19 protein-coding genes are annotated in these 20615 nt (G+C 52.8%); 13 read left to right on the top strand and 6 right to left on the bottom strand.

The features are described 5' to 3' along the window. Positions 1-141: 141 nt before the first annotated feature. Entirely contained in the window at positions 142-540 is a 399-nt protein-coding gene (locus ACTJJS_RS24205; RefSeq protein WP_440665648.1) for an HYC_CC_PP family protein, read from the bottom strand. Between the two features lie 136 nt (positions 541-676). Here ACTJJS_RS24205 and ACTJJS_RS24200 point away from each other — a divergent pair, with 136 nt between their 5' ends. The 6 genes from ACTJJS_RS24200 (at position 677) to ACTJJS_RS24175 (ending at position 5696) form a co-directional block, all read left to right on the top strand. After that, a complete protein-coding gene (locus ACTJJS_RS24200; protein WP_440665647.1) occupies positions 677-1324 on the top strand; it encodes a Crp/Fnr family transcriptional regulator in 648 nt (215 codons plus the stop codon). A gap of 68 nt (positions 1325-1392) precedes the next feature. Beyond that, a complete protein-coding gene (locus ACTJJS_RS24195) occupies positions 1393-2190 on the top strand; it encodes a sulfite exporter TauE/SafE family protein (protein ID WP_440665645.1) in 798 nt (265 codons plus the stop codon). A gap of 75 nt (positions 2191-2265) precedes the next feature. Further along, positions 2266-2835, top strand: coding sequence for a YeeE/YedE family protein (locus ACTJJS_RS24190; protein ID WP_211092804.1), 570 nt, complete (start codon positions 2266-2268; stop codon positions 2833-2835). Positions 2836-2848: 13 nt separating this feature from the next. Beyond that, the gene (locus tag ACTJJS_RS24185) at positions 2849-3271 is read left to right on the top strand and encodes a DUF6691 family protein (RefSeq protein WP_168874873.1); all 423 of its coding nucleotides are present in this window, start codon (positions 2849-2851) and stop codon (positions 3269-3271) included. Positions 3272-3283: 12 nt separating this feature from the next. After that, the gene (locus ACTJJS_RS24180; protein WP_440665644.1) at positions 3284-4618 is read left to right on the top strand and encodes an MBL fold metallo-hydrolase; all 1335 of its coding nucleotides are present in this window, start codon (positions 3284-3286) and stop codon (positions 4616-4618) included. Positions 4619-4763: 145 nt separating this feature from the next. Then, positions 4764-5696, top strand: coding sequence for an NADP-dependent oxidoreductase (locus ACTJJS_RS24175; protein WP_440665642.1), 933 nt, complete (start codon positions 4764-4766; stop codon positions 5694-5696). Between the two features lies 1 nt (position 5697). Here the strand turns inward: ACTJJS_RS24175 and ACTJJS_RS24170 are convergent, their stop codons facing one another. Further along, on the bottom strand, positions 5698-6414 hold the full coding sequence (locus ACTJJS_RS24170; RefSeq protein WP_440665640.1) for an SDR family oxidoreductase: 717 nt from the start codon (positions 6412-6414) through the stop codon (positions 5698-5700). A gap of 121 nt (positions 6415-6535) precedes the next feature. Between ACTJJS_RS24170 and ACTJJS_RS24165 the strand changes: the two genes are divergently transcribed. Then, entirely contained in the window at positions 6536-6889 is a 354-nt protein-coding gene (locus ACTJJS_RS24165) for an iron chaperone (RefSeq protein ID WP_211092805.1), read from the top strand. Positions 6890-6979: 90 nt separating this feature from the next. Here the strand turns inward: ACTJJS_RS24165 and ACTJJS_RS24160 are convergent, their stop codons facing one another. Further along, positions 6980-7999, bottom strand: coding sequence for a LacI family DNA-binding transcriptional regulator (locus ACTJJS_RS24160; protein ID WP_440665638.1), 1020 nt, complete (start codon positions 7997-7999; stop codon positions 6980-6982). 213 nt (positions 8000-8212) lie between these two features. On the opposite strand from ACTJJS_RS24160, the gene ACTJJS_RS24155 reads away from it, so the two are divergent. From ACTJJS_RS24155 to ACTJJS_RS24135, 5 genes are read left to right on the top strand one after another with little or no spacing between them, the layout of a single operon-like run. Then, positions 8213-11242: a SusC/RagA family TonB-linked outer membrane protein gene (locus ACTJJS_RS24155; protein ID WP_440665636.1), complete on the top strand. Its 3030-nt coding sequence runs from the start codon at positions 8213-8215 to the stop codon at positions 11240-11242. 18 nt (positions 11243-11260) lie between these two features. Beyond that, positions 11261-12811 carry a SusD/RagB family nutrient-binding outer membrane lipoprotein gene (locus ACTJJS_RS24150; RefSeq protein WP_440665635.1) on the top strand — a complete coding sequence of 517 codons (1551 nt, stop codon included), beginning with the start codon at positions 11261-11263 and terminating at the stop codon, positions 12809-12811. Positions 12812-12835: 24 nt separating this feature from the next. Continuing rightward, positions 12836-14893, top strand: a complete 2058-nt coding sequence (locus tag ACTJJS_RS24145) for an alpha/beta hydrolase family protein (protein WP_440665633.1) — start codon at positions 12836-12838, stop codon at positions 14891-14893. A gap of 7 nt (positions 14894-14900) precedes the next feature. Further along, positions 14901-16361, top strand: a complete 1461-nt coding sequence (locus ACTJJS_RS24140; RefSeq protein WP_440665632.1) for a Gfo/Idh/MocA family oxidoreductase — start codon at positions 14901-14903, stop codon at positions 16359-16361. A 57-nt stretch (positions 16362-16418) separates the two neighbouring features. After that, positions 16419-17150, top strand: a complete 732-nt coding sequence (locus ACTJJS_RS24135; protein WP_440665631.1) for a glucosamine-6-phosphate deaminase — start codon at positions 16419-16421, stop codon at positions 17148-17150. A 38-nt stretch (positions 17151-17188) separates the two neighbouring features. Here the strand turns inward: ACTJJS_RS24135 and ACTJJS_RS24130 are convergent, their stop codons facing one another. After that, positions 17189-18211: a serine hydrolase domain-containing protein gene (locus tag ACTJJS_RS24130; RefSeq protein ID WP_440665629.1), complete on the bottom strand. Its 1023-nt coding sequence runs from the start codon at positions 18209-18211 to the stop codon at positions 17189-17191. A gap of 97 nt (positions 18212-18308) precedes the next feature. On the opposite strand from ACTJJS_RS24130, the gene ACTJJS_RS24125 reads away from it, so the two are divergent. After that, positions 18309-18686, top strand: coding sequence for a VOC family protein (locus tag ACTJJS_RS24125; RefSeq protein WP_440665628.1), 378 nt, complete (start codon positions 18309-18311; stop codon positions 18684-18686). Positions 18687-18775: 89 nt separating this feature from the next. Here the strand turns inward: ACTJJS_RS24125 and ACTJJS_RS24120 are convergent, their stop codons facing one another. Together ACTJJS_RS24120 and ACTJJS_RS24115 are read right to left on the bottom strand one after the other, a co-directional pair. Beyond that, a complete protein-coding gene (locus tag ACTJJS_RS24120; RefSeq protein WP_440665626.1) occupies positions 18776-19345 on the bottom strand; it encodes a hypothetical protein in 570 nt (189 codons plus the stop codon). Positions 19346-19472: 127 nt separating this feature from the next. Continuing rightward, on the bottom strand, positions 19473-20594 hold the full coding sequence (locus tag ACTJJS_RS24115) for a metallophosphoesterase (RefSeq protein WP_440665624.1): 1122 nt from the start codon (positions 20592-20594) through the stop codon (positions 19473-19475). Positions 20595-20615: the final 21 nt, after the last annotated feature.

The raw sequence follows: 20615 nt of genomic DNA, 5'->3' as shown, positions 1-20615 counted from the left end.
CGTACACTGCGACGCATAGCAGTAAACCTAATAACGGTATCGGTTACACGTAGCGTGAAGAGGTGGGTTATCTCCCGGAAAAAAAGTAATAAAAGGGTGTAAATCAGTAACGGCAGGTTTACCGTTCTGCAGGAAGGGGTATCACACGCGGAAAATACAATGCAGGATATAGGGCTGTACTTTACTGCTGTAGGGCGGCGCATGGCTCACCGGGTGCGCTGTTGCCAGTGGCACTATTCTGGCAGTGGGCAGCTGCACGTAGCTGACAGGGACTTCCGCCACCGGCATCTGCAAAAAATGCAGGGCCTGAGCGGTCACTTTCTGGTCTTTCTCCAGTTTGACCGTTTTATGTTCGTCCTTACAGCATTTTTTAGGGCATCCCTTGCTCAGGTCTGTTTCGCAATGACTGCATTTTTTATTGTCCCCATGCCACAGCGTTACTTCTACCAGCTTGCCCATGCAGTAGTGCATGTGGAACGTGGCGCCCGTAGAGGTGCCAACGTACAGCAGTAGTAACAGGAGTGTGAGGACTTTCTTCATATGTGAGCAAAAGTAACCGGAAGGACCGGTATGGCTGTTATATAATTTTAGGTTTTTTTATATTTTTTTATGGCGATATCTGTACTGCTTCCTGTTCGCGGGCTTTTTTGTACCTTGTAACCATATCGCATGTACAATGGATGCTAAATCGGATATTCTGGACTATCTCAATGCTCATTTTCCTTCCCTGGACGATGCTTTGAAAGCTCACCTGTCGGAGATCGGAACGTTGCAGGAAGTGCCTGCGGGCACGGTGCTCATGCAGCAGGGCCAATATATCAAATACACGGTGCTGGTGCTGGAAGGCAGGATCAAATTATACCGGGAGGGAGAAGATATAGGCGAATTTTTTATGTATTACCTCGAACCGGGCGATGCCTGCGCCATTTCCATGGTATGCGTGGCTTCCGGTAAAGCCAGTGAGGTGATGGCCAAAGCCGTAGAGGATTCCGTGGTACTGATGATACCCGTGCGATATATGGAGGCGTTGATGAAAGACTACAAAAGCTGGTACCAGTTTGTGATCGAGTCTTACCGCCGCCGCTTCGAAGAGGTGCTGAACGTACTGGACAGCACGGTATTTAAAAACATGGACGAGCGTCTTTTATCCTATATCCGTTCCCAGGCCACCAAACTGGGCACACAGGAGCTCAAATTAACCCACCAGGAGATCGCTGCCGACCTCAACTCGTCCAGGGAAGTCGTTTCCCGCCTGCTTAAAAAAATGGAACAGAAAGGTTTTGTCAAACTCAACAGGAATTCTATAGAAGTACTGCCTGTGTAACCTAAGTCACAGAGTTTGCTTTGAAGCGTTCGTACTTTTGTATGAACAGTAAAGCAAATGTGTAACAAATGGAAATTATAGGTTATATCGCAGCGGCATTGATAGGTATATCACTGGGTCTCATCGGTGGTGGCGGGTCTGTGCTGACGCTGCCGGTACTGGTGTACCTTTTTGGTATCACGCCGGCGGCAGCCACGTCCTACTCACTCTTTATCGTGGGCTCTACCAGCCTGGTAGGCGCGGTGGGCAGCTACCGGAAGAACAAGGTGAATGTGCCGGTGGCGTTGTTATTTGGCGTGCCGTCTATTGCGGCGGTATGGCTCACAAGACATTTTGTAATACCGGCTATTCCGGCGACATTAATTAGTATCGGCGATTTGGTGGTCACCCGCGAGCTGGGCGTCATGTTATTGTTCGCCGGGCTCATGCTCCTGGCCTCTTTTTCCATGATACGGGGGAAAGCTGTGGTGACAGAGAACCCTGCACCGATGGACATCACCGGCAAAGTGCGGCTGGCGCTCTATGGCACGCTGATCGGCCTGGTGACAGGCCTGCTGGGCGCCGGTGGCGGTTTTCTGATTATTCCGGCGCTGATCATGATGGCAGGCCTGCCCATGAAAACGGCGGTAGGCACCTCCCTGATGATCATGGCCATGAGCACCCTGATCGGTTTTATGGGCGATACCGGCCATGCAGCCATCAACTGGACGCTGTTACTGACGCTGACGGGTATTGCGGTGGCCGGGGTGCTGGCAGGCGGACTGCTTTCCCGGAGGATACCGGGCGAGCGGCTGAAACAAGGCTTCGGCTGGTTTGTACTGGCCATGGGCGTTTACATCATCCTGCTGGAGACATTATTGAAATAAAGATGCTCTTCTGTAACAATTGTCACCGTAATCGTGACAGTATTGCTACAACTTTGTAAAATAAACACATACTAGATGACAATCCTTGAATTTTTACAACAACCCTGGCCCTGGTACATAGCAGGCCCGTTGATCGGTTTGACGGTGCCGGTACTACTGCTGGTGGGCAACAAATCTTTTGGTATCAGTTCATCCCTGCGGCATATCTGTGCTGCCTGTGTGCCGGCTAAAGTGCCTTTCTTTCATTACGACTGGAAGAAGGAGGCATGGAACCTCTTTTTCGTAGGGGGTATCCTGTTAGGTGGCATCATCGCGGGCGCGGTGTTGGCTAATCCGGCGCCGGTGGCGGTGAACCCTCAACTCGTGACAGACCTCGCGCCATATGGTATTACGGACTTTCATTCGCTGGTGCCCGGCCAACTGTTCAACTGGCCCGCGCTGTTGTCTGTCCGTGGCCTGGTGATGATGGTCGGTGGCGGTTTCCTGGTGGGCTTCGGCACCCGTTATGCCGGCGGCTGTACCAGCGGTCACGCTATCATGGGCCTCTCTACTTTGCAGTGGCCATCGCTGGTGGCGACTATCTGTTTTATGATCGGCGGTTTTGTGATGGCTAATCTGATACTGCCTTTTATTCTTTCATTGTAATGCTGACTTTTTTATGAATACATGGTTTAGTCAATTAAAATATTTGGTGATCGGTACGTTGTTCGGGATCATTTTTGTGAAGGCGGAAGTCATCAGCTGGTTCCGTATACAGGAGATGTTCCGGCTGCAATCTTTTCACATGTACGGCGTCATTGGCTCTGCCGTGATGGTGGGCATGTTGTCCGTATGGTTAATCAAAAAATTCAATATCAAAACACTGGACGGGGAAACGGTCGTGTTTCATCCGAAGAAGTTCAACAAGGGACAGATCTATGGCGGATTGTTGTTTGGTCTGGGATGGGCCATAACTGGCGCGTGTCCTGGCCCGCTGTTCGCCCAGATCGGTGTAGGCGCTACCGTAGTCGCTGTTACTTTACTGAGTGCCATCGCCGGCACATGGGTGTATGGCCGTTTTCGTGATCAATTACCTCATTAAAAATATTTAGTTATGGAGATCAGACAATTCGAAGATAAGGGGCTGTCACACTATGCTTATGCTGTGTATAGTGAACAGGCAGGAGAAGTAATACTGATAGACCCTGCCCGTGACATAACCCCCTATGTGGAATATGCAGCGTCGAAGAAGGCAAAAATCACCGGGGTGATAGAAACACATCCGCATGCGGATTTTGTCAGCAGCCACCTGGAATTGCACCAGGCCACCGGCGCCACTATCTATTGCTCGGCCTTGGTGGGTGCGGCTTATCCGCATACTGCTTTTGATGAAGGAAACATTCTGCAAATAGGTGAGCTGACTTTCAGGGTGCTGAATACGCCCGGTCATTCGCCGGACAGTATCAGCATTGTGCTGGAGGAAGAAGGTGCTGTAAAAGCTGTATTTACCGGCGATACATTGTTCATCGGAGACTGCGGCCGTCCGGACCTGCGTGAGAAAGCGGGCAACCTGACCGCCACCCGTGCCGACCTTGCCCGGCAAATGTACCATTCCCTGCGGGAGAAGCTGATGACACTGCCGGACGATACACACGTGTATCCTGCCCATGGCGCCGGTACGTTGTGCGGGAAATCGCTGAGCGCCGCCAACCGCAGTACCATCGGTGCAGAGAAACTGACCAACTGGAGCCTGCAGGATTATACGGAAGATGCTTTTGTGGTAGAGCTGTTGTCACAGCAGCCCTATATCCCGAAATATTTCCCGTATGATGTGGACATCAACCGGAAAGGGGCGCCAGCCCTCGTGCCATTATTGGAGAAAGTACCCACGCCGGCTTCCATTGAAGCATTGGAAAAAGGCGTGTTGCTCGTAGATACCCGTCCGGCTGCGGCTTTCAAACAAAGCCATCTGCCACATGCGATCAACCTGCAGCTGAACGGCAAGTTTGAAACGTGGCTGGGCAGCGTGGTGGTGCCAGGTGAACCATTTTACTTGCTGGCAGCAGATGCGCGGCAGTTGCAGGAAGCTGTTCGCAGGGCCGCCAGCATAGGCTATGAAAGCATGATACGCGGGGCTATAGTTTATACCGGCGGCAACGAAACAATGAAGCCGGTACCGCTGGACCAGCTGCGCGCGCATCCGGAGAATTTCACCATCGTGGATGTAAGGATGGATAACGAAGTGCAGGCAGGCGCCTTGTTGCCGGGGGCCATCGCCATTCCACTGGACCAGTTACGGGAACGGATAAACGAAATACCTGTCGGCAAACCTGTCGTGGTACATTGCGCCGGCGGTTACCGCAGCGCCGCGGGCAGCAGCATCGTGGCAGACGCCCTGGATGGGCAGGTGCCCGTCTATGACCTCGGAGAGGACATTAAAACGTTTTAAGTGAACGAATATAAATCCACCTGCGGCCCGGTTCTCCGGGCCGCTTTTTTTTTGGCGTCCGCTACTTTTACAGATTTATATCAGAATTATACAAGGAAAGCAAACCAACGGAGGCTTACTTTTGTAATCAATCAATTTTAACACCATGAAAGCGATCATAGTAAAAGAGGCCGGTGGTATCGATAAGCTGATACACACAGCATTACCGGTACCGGAGATAAAAGAAGGAGAAGTACTGGTAGCGGTAAAGGCCATCAGCATCAACCCGGTAGATGTGAAAACCCGCGCGGGGAAAGGTCAGTTCAATAAACTGGCGGCAGAAGGCCCCATTATCTTGGGCTGGGATATCTCCGGTATCGTCACGGCTTCCCGTTCTTCGTTATTCAAGGAAGGAGATGAAGTATTTGGAATGGTCAACTTCCCCGGTCATGGTAAAGCCTATGCGGAATATGTGGCCGCGCCCGCAGACCAGCTGGCGCATAAGCCTGCCGGCATCTCCCATGAAGAGGCTGCTGCGGCCACACTGGCTGCGCTGACAGCCCTGCAGGCACTAAACAGCACGCAGATCAATCCCGGCGATAAAGTATTGATACACGCCGCAGCCGGCGGTGTTGGCCATTATGCGGTACAACTGGCGAAAGAAGCCGGCGCGTATGTGATTGGCACTGCTTCTGCGGCCAACCGCGATTTTGTACTGGGCCTCGGCGCAGATGAACACTTCGACTACAAGTCCGGCGCGTTTGAAGACCACTATCATGATCTGGACCTCGTACTGGACGCCATGGGCGGCGAATACATTGACCGTTCGCTGAAAGTGCTGCGGCCACAAGGCACTATCATCAGCCTGCCCAGCGGCCTGCGGGAAACGGTGGAGGAAAAAGCCACTGCGCAGGGCAAAAAAGGGTATTTCATTACGGTCGCTTCCAGCGGAAAAGACATGCGCCGGCTGGCCGATCTATTGGAACGCGGAAGGCTTAAATCCCATGTGTCCGCAGTATTTAATTTTGAAGATATGGCAAAAGCACATCAGCAGATTGAAAGCAACAGCACCCGCGGTAAAGTGGTGGTGGCGCTGTAACTCAGATCTGATGGTGGCCCGGCAGGATCATCAGTTTCGGGATACGCACATGCTCAGGCTGTTGCAAAATAAACTTCACGGTGCCTACGATATCGTCTACCGTAAGTGGCTCGTGAATGCCCATGCTTTCTTTGGGATGCACGGCCCAGTCTTTGTGCAGTTCTGTCATCACCAGCCCCGGCTCTATGCACGATATCTTGAGCGGCGTGCCTGCCAGCTCCAGCCGCAGGGCTTCCGACAGCGCTTCCATGGCGAATTTGGTGGCAGCATAGGCGCCGGCCGTAGGCCGCACTTTCGTGCCCATCACGCTCGACAGGTTGATCACATGTCCGAAGCCCTGCGCTTTGAAACGTTTCAGCACAAGATAAGTCAGCCGGAAAGTGGCTTCTACGTTCAGCCTGATCATAGCAGACATCTTATCGATGTCGATGCCTTCAATAGGGCCGGTTTCAATGCTGCCGGCACAGTTAAAGAGATAATCACACCGGCCGTAAGTGTCAAAAACAGCATGCACTACCTGTTCCTGGAAACCACTGTCAGTGAGGTCTCCGGCCATCACCACTACGTTGTCGGCGTCCATCGCTGTTAATCGCTCCTGCCGGCGGGCGGTTATCACTACAATATGGCCCTCTGCCGCCAGGGCGCGGGCAATAGCCTGGCCTATGCCACTGCTGGCACCGGTAACAAGGCTGATTTTAGGCTGTTGGCTGTTTGTCATGTGTATCGAAATAGGTTTCCCAAAATAGTCATTTATGACGGTATCTCCCCTTGTAATTGTCGTATTGACACCGCCTTTGGTTGCACCGGTCTTTGTATGTTTGTAGTGACATAAATTATGTATGATGGCTACAAAATTCAAAACCACCGATGAATACCTGGCCACTGTGCCGGAAACAAGCCTGCAAAAGGCGCGTGAAATCCGTGAGATCATCCGCAAAGCAGTACCTAAAGCTACAGAGGTGATCAGCTACAATATCCCGGCATTTAAGCTCAATAAGGTGCTGGTATGGTTCGCCGCTTATAAAAGCCATGTGGGCTTTTATCCCGGAGGCACTGCTATCAACGTTTTCCAGGACGATCTTACCGGCTATAAGACCTCCAAAGGTGCTATTCAGTTTCCGTTGGACGAGCCGCTGCCGGTATCGCTGATCAACAAGATCATAAAGTACCGGATAAAAGACCTGGCGGAGTAATATTTTTTATCAGGCCTTCGGCCGATGACTGTGTTTTACGCTTTTCGTTTTTGCGTAAACGTTAGATGAGATAAAAAGGCTTCCTGCCTTTTAACGAACGCGTTGCGTCGATTCCCGTTCAATCAGCTTCCCCGGTAGCACCACTTCTTCCGCAATGAAATTTTTTTTCCGGATGTGGTTCAGCAGCAACTGGCAACTTACTTTGCCAATCTCAAAGGCCGGTTCTGCGATAGTGCTGAGAGAAGGGGAGATGATGGCCGATACCGGGTCATTGGTGAAGCCGATGACACCCACTTCTTTCCCGGGAACGATTTTTTTTTCTTTCATTGCCAGCATAGCGCCGACGGCCTTCCGGTCGTTGACCGCAAAAATAGCGTCCGGCTTTGAGCGTAGCTGCCATAGCTGCTGGAAGTCCTGGTACCCGCTGTCCTGCGAGAAGCCGGAGTGGATGATCCAGGAATCATGCACCGGCAGTTTATGTTTGCGCAACGCGTCCAGGTAGCCCCGTTGCCGGTTGCCGGTGAAGGTAAGTCCCTGCGGGCCGGCAATATGCGCAATGCGGCGGTACCCTTTGGCGATCAGGTGCTCCGTTGCTTCAAAGGCGCCGTTGTAATCGTCCTGCATCACCTTACTGGTACTAACATGCTCGGCTACACGATCAAAGAACACGACAGGCACACCGTCGTCGATGATTTCCTGGAAATGGCTGCAGGCGTCGGCCTGCGATGATACAGACACCAGCATACCGTCGAGGCTGCTGAAAGACAGGCTGCGGATAATATTCAGCTCGCGTTCCGCATCGTCGTTGGTGACATGCAGGATGAGATTATAACCGTGGCGATAGGCCACTTCCTGTATACCGGTAAATACCGTGGAGAAGTAGTAGTTGGTAATGCCTGGCAACAGCACCGCCAGGTTATGGGAACTGTTTTTTACGAGGCCGGTGGCATTGAAATTAGGCCGGTAATGCAGTTCTGCCGCCTTGTCCAGTACCAGCTGCCGGGTCTCGGCATTCACATCATAAGTGTCCCGCAAGGCCCTGGAAACCGTTGATACGGAGATGTTCAACGCCCGGGCAATATCTTTTATCGTAGCATAGTGTCGGCGCATATGCCCGAATATAAGAAATCACCGGTGTTTTCGGTAACGTTACCGGTGAATTTCCGTCAAAACGTTTTAATGCGGTGTATTTTAGACCCTGTTTCAGCCATGAAACCAACCAGGAATCACTCATTAAAATTCGCGCGTATGAAGAGCTGTAATTACCACCGACTGTTACTGTACCTATGCTTGTATTTTCTTCTTATACTGCCATGCCGGCTGATGGCGCAAACTTCTCCTGTTAAGGGCACTGTCAGGGACGCTGTGTCCAAAACACCGCTTCCCGGTGTTACCATCACGGTGAAAGGCACTACCCAGGGTGTCACCACCAACGCTACAGGCACCTATTCGCTTTCCGTGCCTGCCAATGCCACATTGATATTTTCTTTTGTGGGGTACGCCCGCCAGGAGATACCGGTAAACGGCAAAGCGGCTATCGATGTGGCGCTCAGCGAAAGTTCCTCCAGCCTCAGCGAGGTGGTGGTAACGGCCCTGGGCATCGAACGGAAAACACGCTCGCTGGGATATGCCACGCAGCAACTGGGCACTGAGAGCATCAATGCTGTCAAAGACCCGGGCGCCAATATCATGAACACGCTCAATGGCAAAGTGGCGGGCGCGGTGGTGACGCCTGCCGCCTCCGGTCCCGGCGGCGCGGTGAGAGTGGTGCTTCGCGGCAACCGCTCCATCAGCGGCAATAACAATGCGCTGATCGTGGTAGACGGCGTACCTATCGATAATACAATGAGCACTGAAACTGGTGGCAAAGGGTCTGCCAATGCGGTGTCTACCCAGGTGAAAAGTCCTGCCAGCGGTTATTCCGGCAGCGACGGTGCTGCAAGTATCAACCCGCAGGACGTGGAGTCGATCAACGTGCTCAAAGGCCCGGCAGCTGCTGCGCTCTATGGCAGCCGCGCTGCCAACGGGGCCCTTATCATCACCACTAAAAGCGGAAAAAGCGGCAAACTGGCCATGCATTATAACGGAGGCGTGTCTGTTGACCAGCCCAACCTGCTCATGAAATTCCAGAACACCTATGGCCGTGGCAATGGCGGCCAGTACGGCGCCCGCTCCGGCGGCAGCTGGGGCGCTCCGGCACAGACCTACGCGAACAATGTACGCGGGTTCTTTAACACCGGCACGGCTGTCAATAATGCCGTGGATGTTTCCGGGGGCACTGACAAAATACGCGGATATGCTTCCTATGCTAATAACGCCATCAGCGGTATCTATCCTAAAAATACGCTGCAACGTAATACGCTTAACCTCCGCGTGAATGCGGAAGTGCTGCCCCGCCTCACGACAGACGTGAAGCTGACCTACGTCAGCCAGGACATCAAAAATAAACCACGTGTGGGCGACCAGGGCGTGGCCAATGAAGCCTACATCATGCCGCGCGACCTCAGCCCCGATTCACTGAAACGCTACGAAGGCTTCGACGCTACCGGCAAACCATACCCTGTGTACTGGACCAACTCCTCCGCCTTCCAGAACCCTTACTGGGACGTATATCGCAACAGCCTTAACGAATCACGCAACCGTATCATGCTGATGGGACTTGTAAAGTACCAGCTACGGAACTGGCTCAGCGTACAGGGAAGATATAGCCTTGACCGTTATGACGACAAGATCACCGCTTCCTATTATGATGGCACGGTGGCCTTTCCCGTGCAACCGGGCGGCCGTTATCTCGAAGGATATGTGAACCACTGGGAACGTAACATGGACCTCCTGTTGTCCGGCAACAATACGATCTCCAACAGTTTTCATCTCAGCTACAACGTGGGCGGCAGCGTGCTTACCAGCCGGGGCTACAATACGCAATCGCTGGCCAATGGCCTGAGCATTCCTAACCAGTTCAACCTGAATTTTGCTTCGGCGCCGGCTTTCTCCAATACTACCGTCAGAAAAGAGATACAATCTGTTTATGGCAACGCCCAGCTGGATTTTAAACAGTACCTCTATCTCGACGTCAGCGCGCGTAACGACTGGTCGTCCACGCTGCCCAGCCCTTACAGCTACTTTTACCCTTCCGTGGGACTGTCCGCTGTGCTGTCTGATATGATCAAAATGCCTTCCTGGGTTTCTTTCGGGAAGGTACGTGCCTCCTATACGCAGGTGGGCAACGACGCAGATCCGTACCTGCTGCTGCAGACATATGACTACGCCATGGGCGCGGGCAACGGCTTTGTGTCCAGGAACGTTACCAAATCCATCAGGGACCTGAAACCGGAACAAACCAAGTCCTACGAAGCAGGCCTGGAAGCGCGTTTCTTTGACGGCCGCCTCGGTGTGGACGCAACAGTCTATAAGAACAATACCATCAACCAGCTGATTTATATCGGCCTGCCGCAGGCCAGCGGATTTACCAATCAGTACATCAATGCCGGTAATATCGAAAACAGAGGCATAGAAGTGATGTTGACGGCTACGCCTGTACGTAAAAGCAATTTCAGCTGGAATACCACGTTGAACTATGCGACCAATAAAAACAAAGTATTGTCACTGGCGCCGGGCATAGACCAGGCCAACCTGTCGCCCTCCATTATCTTCGGCAGCCTGCTGATTTCGCCGGGCGGTTCTTATGGCGATATCTACGGTTATACCTGGAGCCGCGACCCGAAAACCGGTCAGCGTATGGTGAACACCAACGGCTTGCCGGTGGTGACGGCCAACCAGAAACTGGGCAATTTCAATCCTGACTTCACCCTGGGCTGGAATAACCAGTTACAGTATAAAAACCTCTCCCTGTCTTTCCTGATAGACGGCAGGGTGGGAGGGGTGCTGGTTTCCGGTACAGACGCTATCCTGGCTGCTTACGGCGTGGCAGACTATACCACCCGTTTCCGCGACGGCGGGCTGATACTGCCCGGCGTCCTGCCTGATGGCTCCCAGAATAACATCGCCATTAAAGCAGAAGACCTATGGACGACGGTGTCGCAAGGTGGCCGCAACGCTTACGGCGAGTTCTTTACCTACAGCGCCACCAACTTCCGTTTGCGGGAACTGTCGGTCGCCTATGATTTTAAGCTGAACAACAAAGTGCTGAAGGCTGCGAAAGTATCGCTCACCGGCCGCAACCTCTTCTACCTGTACAGAGGGAAATCGTTGCTGGACATACCAGGCATCGGTAAACGAAAGCTGCCTGTTGACCCGGAAATGGCCAATGGCGCCAGCAACTTCCAGGGCATAGAGGCCGGTTTGCTGCCCGCTGTCCGCAGTTTTGGCCTGAATGTAAACCTGTCTTTTTAGCCGCTAAAACCAACTGCCATGAAAAAACAATTCCGATATATACTTCCGCTGGTAATGGCTGCTGTACTGAACGGCTGCACGAAAAATTTTGATGACCTGAACACCAATCCCGGTGCTATCACCGATGCCGGCCTGCGGGAAATACCATTTATGTTTTCCAAAGCCCAGTCTTCTGCCGCCATCAACCAGGGCTATTACCAGACAACGCAGAACCTGTACGCCGATCTGTACGCGCAATACTTTGCGCTGAATACCACCAGCTTTCAGACCGACCGTTACCAGATCAACGATGCGTGGCTGCCACGGCCGGGCATTGTCACCTATGTACAGACCGTACCACAGTTGTTTACCATTTTTGAGAAGACAGACAAGGCTTCCGGTGAATGTGCCCTGGCAGAAATTATGTGGGTGTACGCTTTTCATCATATGACGGATTACTTCGGCCCGGTACCGTATTTCGATGCCGGCAAAGCACAGGACGTGATCGCCTATGATGCGCAGGACAAGATTTATGACGATTTTTTCAAGCGACTGGACCATGCCGTAAAGAACCTTCAACAGGCCGGCGCCGCTAATGTGTTCGGCACCTATGATCTTTTTTATGGTGGCGATGTTCAGCAGTGGATACGTTTCGCCAATACGTTGCGCCTAAGGCTGGCGCTGCGTATTTCCGGCGTGTTGCCCGACCGTGCCAAACAGGAGGCGGAAGCAGCAGTGGCCGCCGGGGTGATGACGGACATCACGCACACGGCTAAACTGAAACGTTCCCTCAACGGCAGCGATGGCAACGGCCTGGCGAGGATAGCATCCTATAACGAGTTCAGTATGAGCTCCACCATGCTGTCTTATCTCAAAGGGTATAACGATCCCCGTTTGGGCAAAATGTACCAGCCTTCTATAGCAGGTGGCACATTCAGAGGGGTGCGCAACGGTTCACCAGCCGTAGCGCTGAACAATCCGCTGAACCAGGCGGCACAAACATCCAACGCGGGCACCTATTGGGTCACCTGGAACGGCAGCTCATGGCTGCCGGCGCTGGAGGCTTCGCAGACCATCCTGTACGCCGCAGAAGCTTACTTCCTGCGGGCGGAAGGCGCCATGAACGGCTGGAACATGGGTGGTACGGCTCAGGCTTTGTATGAAAAAGGGATCGAGACCAGCCTGCAGCAGTGGGGCGTTACCGACGGGGCTGTCATTAACGCCTATACGCAATCTGCCGCCGTACCGGTGGCGCCGGGAGATGTGGCTAATTCACCTGCCGTTGCAGATATACCGGTGAAATTCGGCACCGGCGCCGGCGTGCAACGCCAGCAGATAGGCACCCAGAAGTGGATCGCTGTCTATCCCGACGGCCTGGAAGGCTGGGCGGAATTCCGCCGCAGCGGTTATCCTAAAATGTACCCGGTATTACAGTCAGAGAATGCTGACCTGCCTGCCGGGACTTTCATCAAACGGTTGCCTTACCCTTCCGCAGAGGCCACTACCAATGCGGCTGAACTGAAAAAGGGCGTGCAACTGCTGGGTGGGCCTGACAATGCCGCCACGCGCTTGTGGTGGGACGTGGAATAGTTTATCTTATAGTAAAATCATTGGATGTTGAATACGATAGTGCAGTTTTTCATGGTAGTGACTTCGTTTTTTCCGGCCATAGGGCAGCCGTTGCCCAAAGTGCTTCCCGCTGAGCGGGAAGATATTGCCGGCAGGCAGCTGAAGCTGGCGGCTGCCGCTGCTTTCCAGCGGCATACCACACTGCCGCAGACAACTGACGAGTGGTCCGCCTGGCGGCAGCAGCTGCGCGAGAAAATTGTCCATGAAACGGGGATGCAGGAGGACCATGCGCTGCCGCTCGATGTAAAGGAGACAGGGCGCATACAACAACAGGGGTACAGCATCCGTAATATCTCATTTCAAACCCGGCCCGGTGTATACGCTACCGCCAATCTGTATATGCCAGACGGACCCGGGCCTTTTCCGGCCGTGATCAACATGCACGGCCACTGGCCCGGCGCCCGTACCGGCGATATGGTGCAGGCCACCGCCCACGAACTGGCCGGCCACGGCTATATCTGCCTGAATATGGACGCATGGGGCGCTGGAGAGAGGACCACCACGCCCGGCGTGGCAGAATACCACGGCGCCAGCCTCGGCGCTTCGCTGATGAACGCCGGTGCTACCCTGATGGGCATGCAGTTGACCGATAACATGCGGGGAGTAGACCTGCTGTGCAGCCTGCTCCAAGCTGACAAAAAACGTATAGGCGCCACCGGTGCCAGCGGCGGCGGGAATCAAACCATGTGGCTAACGGCCATGGATGAACGAATTAAAGCAGCTGTGCCGGTCGTCAGCGTAGGCACCTTTGAAGCGTATATCCTTAACAGTAACTGTGTATGTGAGTTGCTGCCGTCGGGGCTGACCTTTACCGAAGAAGCCGGTATCCTCGCCATGGCAGCGCCACGGGCGCTGAAAGTATGCAATGCGGAAAAAGACGCCAGCAAATCCTTTTATCCTTCGGAGATGCTGCGTAGCTATAAAGCGGCCATACCGTTGTTTCAGCTGCTGAAAGCCGGCGACAGGCTGCAATACCAGCTCTTTGATACCACCCACGGCTACTGGCCGGAAATACGCAGCACCATGCTGGGCTGGTTTGATCAGCACCTGAAAGGCACCGGCAATGGCGGGCCCGTGCCCCTGCCTGCCACGGTTTTATTACCCGCTGCGCAGCTGCTTACCTTCCCTTCGTTGCAGCGTGACAGTAACGTGATGAGCACCGCCGCATGGTGCCGTCAGGCTGGCAGCGAATGGCGCGCCAATATGCTGGGCCATGACCGCCTGGACGTAAAAGAAAAAAGGGCCGCGCTGAAAGCCGTATTGAAGGAGCAGCAACTGCAACTGAAGACAATACATCCGTTTTCTCCTGAACAGGGGTGGGACCGGCTGGCACTGGAAACAACGGACGGTGAACTGCTGCCGTTGCTGCACCGTAAGCCGCGCAAAAGAGAAAACGGCTACGTGATACTCACGCACAGCGGCGGAAAAGACAGCATCCCTTCAGACCGTATCGATGAGCTGCTGGCGCAAGGCTACGGTGTAGTGCTGGCAGACCTGTGGGGCACCGGCGAACAAAGCTCCGAAACAGCCAATAAGATTGACGGTAGCCTGCCCCGCTTTCATACGCTGGCACGCAGCGCGCTTTGGCTCGGACATACCCTGCAAGGCAAATGGGTCAGCGACCTGCGGCTGTTGACCGGCTTTCTCCGCAGCCATTACGGCGTAAAACGCATTACACTGGAAGGTTACCGGGAAACAGCCATGGCCGGCCTTTTCCTTGCTGCGCTGGAACCCGGCGCCAGCAAAGTGGTGCTGCATAGCAGCCCGATCAGTTACCAGTTTGCCAGCAGGCAGGGCGTCGATTACTTCAACATGGCCATTCACCTGCCAGGCTTCCTGCCCTGGGGAGACGTATCCCTGGCCGCCGCGCTCACCGGCCGCGAAATAGAACTGATAGCGCCGGTAGACATGTCTGGTAACCCGGTCAACGGGCTGCCGCTCAAATTTTACCGCGATGAGTTCCAGGAAATGCGTAAACGCTGCCGCCAGCGCGGACAGCTGATCGTCCGCACAGCAGCCGCCAATTTTAACATCGAAAAATAATATGCATATGAAAAATAACCGCAGGGATTTTCTCAAACTGGCCAGCCTCGCCGGTATCGGCCTCACTGGCAGCGCCGTGCTGCCGGGCATTGGAACAGCCCATGCCGCCGGTATGCCGGACAACCTGCTGCAACTGGCGCAACAAGTCCGTAAGCAACGCTTTAATATGAGCGGTTACGCCGCCCCAAAAATCGATACGGTCCGCATCGGCTACGTAGGTCTCGGCAACAGAGGCTCTGCCGCGGTAGAACGTATCACCTGGCTTCAGAATATTGAAGTGAAAGCCCTCTGTGATATCCGCCCGGAAAAAATAGCGGAAACAAAAAAAAGAATCGCCAACAGTGGCTATCACCCCCACGAATACACGGGATCTGCCGATGCCTGGAAAAAGATGTGCGAACGCAATGATATCGACCTCATATACATTGCCACGCCATGGGAACTGCATACGCCCATTGCGGTATACGCCATGGAACATGGCAAACACGTGGCCACGGAAATACCCGCCGCCACTACACTGGAAGAATGCTGGCGGCTGGTGGAAACATCGGAACGTACCCGCAAACACTGTGTGATGCTGGAAAACTGCTGTTACGATTTCTTTGAGCTGCTTACGCTCAACATGGCCCGCCAGGGCTTCTTCGGAGAAATCATCCACTGCGAAGGCGCCTATATCCACGATATCTTCGAAAGCATGTTTGATAAAACCAAACGGTATAACAACTGGCGCCTCCGCGAAAACGCCAAACATAACGGTAACCTGTATCCCACACATGGACTGGGACCGGTATGCCAGGTGCTGAACATCAATCGCGGCGATAGTATGGAATACCTCGTATCTGTTTCGTCCAACGATTTTATGATGCATCCCTATGCGGTATCACTGGCGGAAAAAGACGATTTCTATAAACAATTCGCCAATGCGCATTTCAGAGGTAACATGAACGTATCTACGATCCGCACCCGCAAAGGCAAAACCATTATGGTGCAGCACGATGTTACCTCTCCGCGGCCTTATTCCCGTATCCACCTGGTCAGCGGCACCAAAGCCACCGCGCAGAAATACCCGTTGCCCGCCCGCATCGCCACCAGCCACGAAGGATGGCTCAGTGATGCTGATTTCAAAAAACTGGAAGAGCAATATATGCCGGCCATCGTGCGGAAAGTAGGGGACATGGCCAAACAGGTGGGCGGCCATGGCGGGATGGACTTCATGATGGACTGGCGCCTGATCGATTGCCTGCGTAACGGCCTCCCCATGGACATGGACGTGTACGATGCCGCTACCTGGAGCGCCATATGGCCGCTCAGTGAATGGTCCATAGGACATCGCTCCAATTCCATTGATGTGCCTGACTTTACAGGCGGGTCATGGAAAAACAACCAGCCAGTGGACATCTCCCTGACACAGGGCGGCACCACCGGTGTGGTCAACAAAAGGCAGGCATCTCCCGAAAACAAACAATAAAAAGGCTTGCTGTCTCTTTACAGACATCCATTTGTCACGACTAAAAAAAGTATATACATGAAAATCATCCGATCCAACAACCCGCAGGAATTAGGAACAACAGCCGGTCAGGATGCGGCTGCGCTGATCAACCAGGCTATCCGTGAAAAAGGACAGGCTAATATTATCCTGGCTACCGGCACCAGCCAGTTTGAAACCCTCCAGGAGCTGATAGCCACTGATATTGACTGGAGCAAGGTGGTGATGTTCCACCTCGATGAATATATCGGGTTGCCAGTAACCCATCCGGCCAGTTTCCGCAAATACCTCAAAGAACGTTTTTTGCAGAAGGTAGGGCCACTTAAAGCGGCTTACCTGATTGACGGGGAAACAGACCCTAACGCAGAGATAGCCCGCTTGTCTGCCCTGATACAGGCACATCCCATTGATGTGGCGCTGGTAGGCGTAGGGGAGAATGGCCACCTTGCTTTCAACGATCCTCCGGCAGACTTTACCACGAAGGCGCCTTACCTGGTGGTGGACCTGGACCAGGCATGCCGGCAGCAACAGGCCAATGAAGGCTGGTTTGAAACAGCGGCGGATGTGCCCGCACAGGCCATCAGCATGTCGGTACATCAGATCATGTTGTCTAAACATATTATCTGTTCCGTGCCGGGCGAAAGAAAGGCCACTGCCATAAAAAACAGCCTGGAACAGCCGGTCAGCAACCTGTTCCCGGCCAGCATATTACAACAACATCCGCATTGTACTTTTTATCTCGATACTGCTGCGGCAGCATTATTGGCATAAGGCAGATGTGGTGGCTACAGGCAGCAGGTGTTGTATGGTTAATGGCCTGCTGCCATTTTATTTTTTGTTTGCAGATACTTCCATAAAAAGGGAAAAACCGATTGCTCAAAGTACAGGGCCTGTCGCACGGCAGTAGTATCGTTCACCCGCTCGTGTACAGCTATCACGGCTTTCAGGCCAGGAATAATGATCATGTACTGGCCGCCCCATCCCATACCATAAGTAACAGGCTGACTATCATAACGCACATGATACCAACATAAAGCATATTGTGAACCGGCAAATCCCCAGCCGGTAGCCCGCGTTAGCGGCGGTTGCATCAGCATGCGTGCCCATTTCCGGGATACGATGGTTTGCCCATTGTACTGCCCTTCCTGCAACAGCAGGTTTCCGATTTTATTAATGGCCGCGGTAGACAGGTATACGCTGCGCAACCCCGCGCCATCATGATATCCGTCATTCATCTTTTTCCAATCGGCGTGTTGAATGCCCAGTTTGCTGAAGAGAAACCTTTGCGCGAAAGTGGCCACAGGCATGCCGGTGGCCCTGGTCAGTATCACTGACAGCAGGTGAGTGGCGGCATTGTTGTAATGGAACACTGTTCCCGGCGCATCAAGCAGCGGCTGGGCCAGCACATATTGTGAAGGATTGGCTTGTGACAGGTATTCACCCAGTCCGCCTTCCAGGTTTTCATGCCACAGCCCCGAAGCCTGGTCCATGATCTGATGCAGTGTGATATGCTGTTTACGGACATCCGGGTCTTTGGCCAGCTCCGGAAACCATTGACCGATTTCCTGGTCCGGAGCGGCAATATAACCTTTGTCGATAGCGATGCCGATTAATACAGACATGATGCTTTTAGTGAGCGACTGGCTATTGTGAAGGGTGTCCGGCTGCTGGCCATTGTAGGTATGCTGGAAGATAACACGACCGTTTTGGGAGATGACCAGCTCGTATATGGCGGTGTTTTTCGCCAGTACCATGGCGGTGTCTGGCAGGGACTGCCCGGTGGCCTGAAGCGTGATTGTCAGGGAGAGCAGCAGGATTGATTTCCATCGCATATCAACGTGGTTAAGTAATATGAATGTAAGGCATTTTGTTTTTCTGGTAACAAAATTGAGGAACAGGTGATATTCCTCATCAAATAAACCTTAGTTTATGCTAAAACATTCAGGGGCCTTCAGCAGCTTTTCCGTCAATGATCTGCAGCAGGCTAAACAGTTCTATCAGGACAAGGTGGGACTGGAAGTATCCGAAACGCCGGAGGGGCTGGAATTACAGGTAAACGGTGGAAGCAAAATTTTTCTGTACCCTAAGCCGGACCATGAACCGGCCACTTTTACGGTGCTGAATTTTATTGTAGACAATGTGGACGATGCTGTGGAACAGCTTACTCAGAAAGGTATCCGGTTCCAGCATTACGAAGGGGAAATAGGCACCGATGAAAAAGGTATTTTCCGGGATAAAGAACGGGGGATGGCCATCGCATGGTTTACAGACCCGTCAGGTAATATTCTCTCGGTGCTGCATGGATAACATGTATCTATTTTGATATTTAGTCATTTTGTTTTAACACAAAACGTAATCAAAATGACTAAATATCAAAATAAAAAAATGACTAAATCTTATCTGATGTCCGAAAAGTAAGTCACCTCGCCTTCCGGTGTTACCCGTAGCACAATGAGCTTATTATTATCGTCTTTTAGTTCCACGAAATAATTGTCTTCGTCTTCAAACTCTTCTCCATAGATGATCATATTGGTTTGATTAAACTCATTGTCGTCAAAAAATATGACGGTGGCGTCTGCGTAGTTTTTATAGTGTTTTTCGATGTCGCGTTGCGCAGCTGGCGGCAGGTCGGAGAATTTAGCGGGGGTAGTAGTGCCCACCAGGTTGGATTGCTCGTCGTAGAAGGCTGTCATGGGCTTACCTTCCTTGCTGGTAAAGGATGCCTTGTCGAAGTAGGTGGTCCGTTCCCAGACCACATCTGAAATATTGCCAAAGTCCTGTCCGAAGTGCAATTTTGACTCGTAACTGACGTCCCTGCCTTTCAATGCGCGCAGGGATTTTTTTTCAGCATGTTTTTCTTTGCGGATTTCTTTTTTGTCGGCGCGGGCCATCAGGGGCTCCTGGGCATTTGCTGCACAGAGCGCGATGAACACAGGCAACGCCATGAGAACGAATAGTCTTTTCATATGCAGGATTTTAGGATCAACAATAGTTTTCATGACAGGTAATATGTCCTGTAGGAGGGCACATTGCCATATTGCTAACAATAGCATGATCACGATTGTTCTTGCCTGCCTGCTAAAGAAAGTATAATTAACGGACCGTTTGGATATTCCCTGGCAACCGATCAAAAAGATAGTACAGCGGAGCTTCCTCCAATACTTTACGATATGCCACAGGACTGTTTTTGCCACTCCATTTAATGAGGCGGATGAAGCCGTCAGCGATCTCTATTCCGGTGATGTCTCCATCGCTGAAGCAGCAGCAGCCGGTATTAAAATAGGTAGGGTGTACCATGGTTTTCACCAGTTGTTTGCCGGCGTATTCTTCCTGTCGCTGCTGCAGTTCGGTTTGGAGCGCAGCGACGGCGATCAGGTCGTTGTCGGTAGTAGCGCGCTGCAGCTGTTTGGTGAGCCGGTCGATATGGTCCAGCGAGGCAAAGACCGGTTTGTGGGTGTGGCCGGAGATAAACAGGGTGTTGGCTGTCTGCAGGCTCCATTCGTACATCATTATGTTATGAGCGTCCACGAGGTCAAACGATTCAGAGAGCGTATCGGGGTGGATATCCAGAAAGCGTTGCACCGGTGTCCAGACGGCCGCCACGAACCATTTGCTGAAAGCGTTGCCGTCACTACGTTTGTCGCCCTGATGGCCATGGGCCAGAAATACCCTATAGGCGTGGCCGTTATATTGTGTTTGCAATACCAGTCCTTCGTATACCCGCAGCTTTTTGCCGAACAACGGCCGCAGGAACTGGCGGCGAGGCACTGCATAGTGCCATTCCAGGTCGTGGTTGCCGAAGATGCGGTAGTAGCGTTTCTTTTGCAGGAAACGCGCTTCCATCCGCAAGGGAGGCTCATTGTACTGCATCACGGCGGAAGGGGTGTTTTCCCACAACTCCTCGCAATCGCCCAGGTTGATCAACGTATAACCATGATCGTAGTAGTGCTCCAGCGCATGGGTATAGGCACCGGCAGCATCTTTGAAATCATCTGCAGCATCGCGGCAGCCCTTATGCTGGTCGGAAAAAATAATGAAACGGCCCTGCTGAAGATCGAACGGCACCAGCAGGCCGCTGTCCTTTTTCCCTTGGAGGATACGGTCGTGCAGCCGGGTCAGGGACTTGAATACAGCACCTTTGTCCGGACGGGACGACAAGCGGTCAGACATCCGGATGATCAGCCGGGCCAGCGCTTTTTTGATTGGATTTGGCAACGGGTTTAGATTAACTCAGGG

Origin of the sequence: Chitinophaga sp. 22308 (genome assembly GCF_052045305.1) — a bacterium.
GTDB lineage: Bacteria > Bacteroidota > Bacteroidia > Chitinophagales > Chitinophagaceae > Chitinophaga > Chitinophaga varians_A.
This window is presented reverse-complemented; position numbering and strand designations above follow the sequence as displayed.

Excerpts from the sequence above, each read along its gene's own strand:
- ACTJJS_RS24205 (WP_440665648.1), bottom strand. The coding sequence starts at position 540 with ATGAAGAAAGTCCTCACACTCCTGTTACTACTGCTGTACGTTGGCACC.
- ACTJJS_RS24200 (WP_440665647.1), top strand. The coding sequence starts at position 677 with ATGGATGCTAAATCGGATATTCTGGACTATCTCAATGCTCATTTTCCT.
- ACTJJS_RS24195 (WP_440665645.1), top strand. The coding sequence starts at position 1,393 with ATGGAAATTATAGGTTATATCGCAGCGGCATTGATAGGTATATCACTG.
- ACTJJS_RS24190 (WP_211092804.1), top strand. The coding sequence starts at position 2,266 with ATGACAATCCTTGAATTTTTACAACAACCCTGGCCCTGGTACATAGCA.
- ACTJJS_RS24185 (WP_168874873.1), top strand. The coding sequence starts at position 2,849 with ATGAATACATGGTTTAGTCAATTAAAATATTTGGTGATCGGTACGTTG.
- ACTJJS_RS24180 (WP_440665644.1), top strand. The coding sequence starts at position 3,284 with ATGGAGATCAGACAATTCGAAGATAAGGGGCTGTCACACTATGCTTAT.
- ACTJJS_RS24175 (WP_440665642.1), top strand. The coding sequence starts at position 4,764 with ATGAAAGCGATCATAGTAAAAGAGGCCGGTGGTATCGATAAGCTGATA.
- ACTJJS_RS24170 (WP_440665640.1), bottom strand. The coding sequence starts at position 6,414 with ATGACAAACAGCCAACAGCCTAAAATCAGCCTTGTTACCGGTGCCAGC.
- ACTJJS_RS24165 (WP_211092805.1), top strand. The coding sequence starts at position 6,536 with ATGATGGCTACAAAATTCAAAACCACCGATGAATACCTGGCCACTGTG.
- ACTJJS_RS24160 (WP_440665638.1), bottom strand. The coding sequence starts at position 7,999 with ATGCGCCGACACTATGCTACGATAAAAGATATTGCCCGGGCGTTGAAC.
- ACTJJS_RS24155 (WP_440665636.1), top strand. The coding sequence starts at position 8,213 with ATGGCGCAAACTTCTCCTGTTAAGGGCACTGTCAGGGACGCTGTGTCC.
- ACTJJS_RS24150 (WP_440665635.1), top strand. The coding sequence starts at position 11,261 with ATGAAAAAACAATTCCGATATATACTTCCGCTGGTAATGGCTGCTGTA.
- ACTJJS_RS24145 (WP_440665633.1), top strand. The coding sequence starts at position 12,836 with ATGTTGAATACGATAGTGCAGTTTTTCATGGTAGTGACTTCGTTTTTT.
- ACTJJS_RS24140 (WP_440665632.1), top strand. The coding sequence starts at position 14,901 with ATGAAAAATAACCGCAGGGATTTTCTCAAACTGGCCAGCCTCGCCGGT.
- ACTJJS_RS24135 (WP_440665631.1), top strand. The coding sequence starts at position 16,419 with ATGAAAATCATCCGATCCAACAACCCGCAGGAATTAGGAACAACAGCC.
- ACTJJS_RS24130 (WP_440665629.1), bottom strand. The coding sequence starts at position 18,211 with ATGCGATGGAAATCAATCCTGCTGCTCTCCCTGACAATCACGCTTCAG.
- ACTJJS_RS24125 (WP_440665628.1), top strand. The coding sequence starts at position 18,309 with ATGCTAAAACATTCAGGGGCCTTCAGCAGCTTTTCCGTCAATGATCTG.
- ACTJJS_RS24120 (WP_440665626.1), bottom strand. The coding sequence starts at position 19,345 with ATGAAAAGACTATTCGTTCTCATGGCGTTGCCTGTGTTCATCGCGCTC.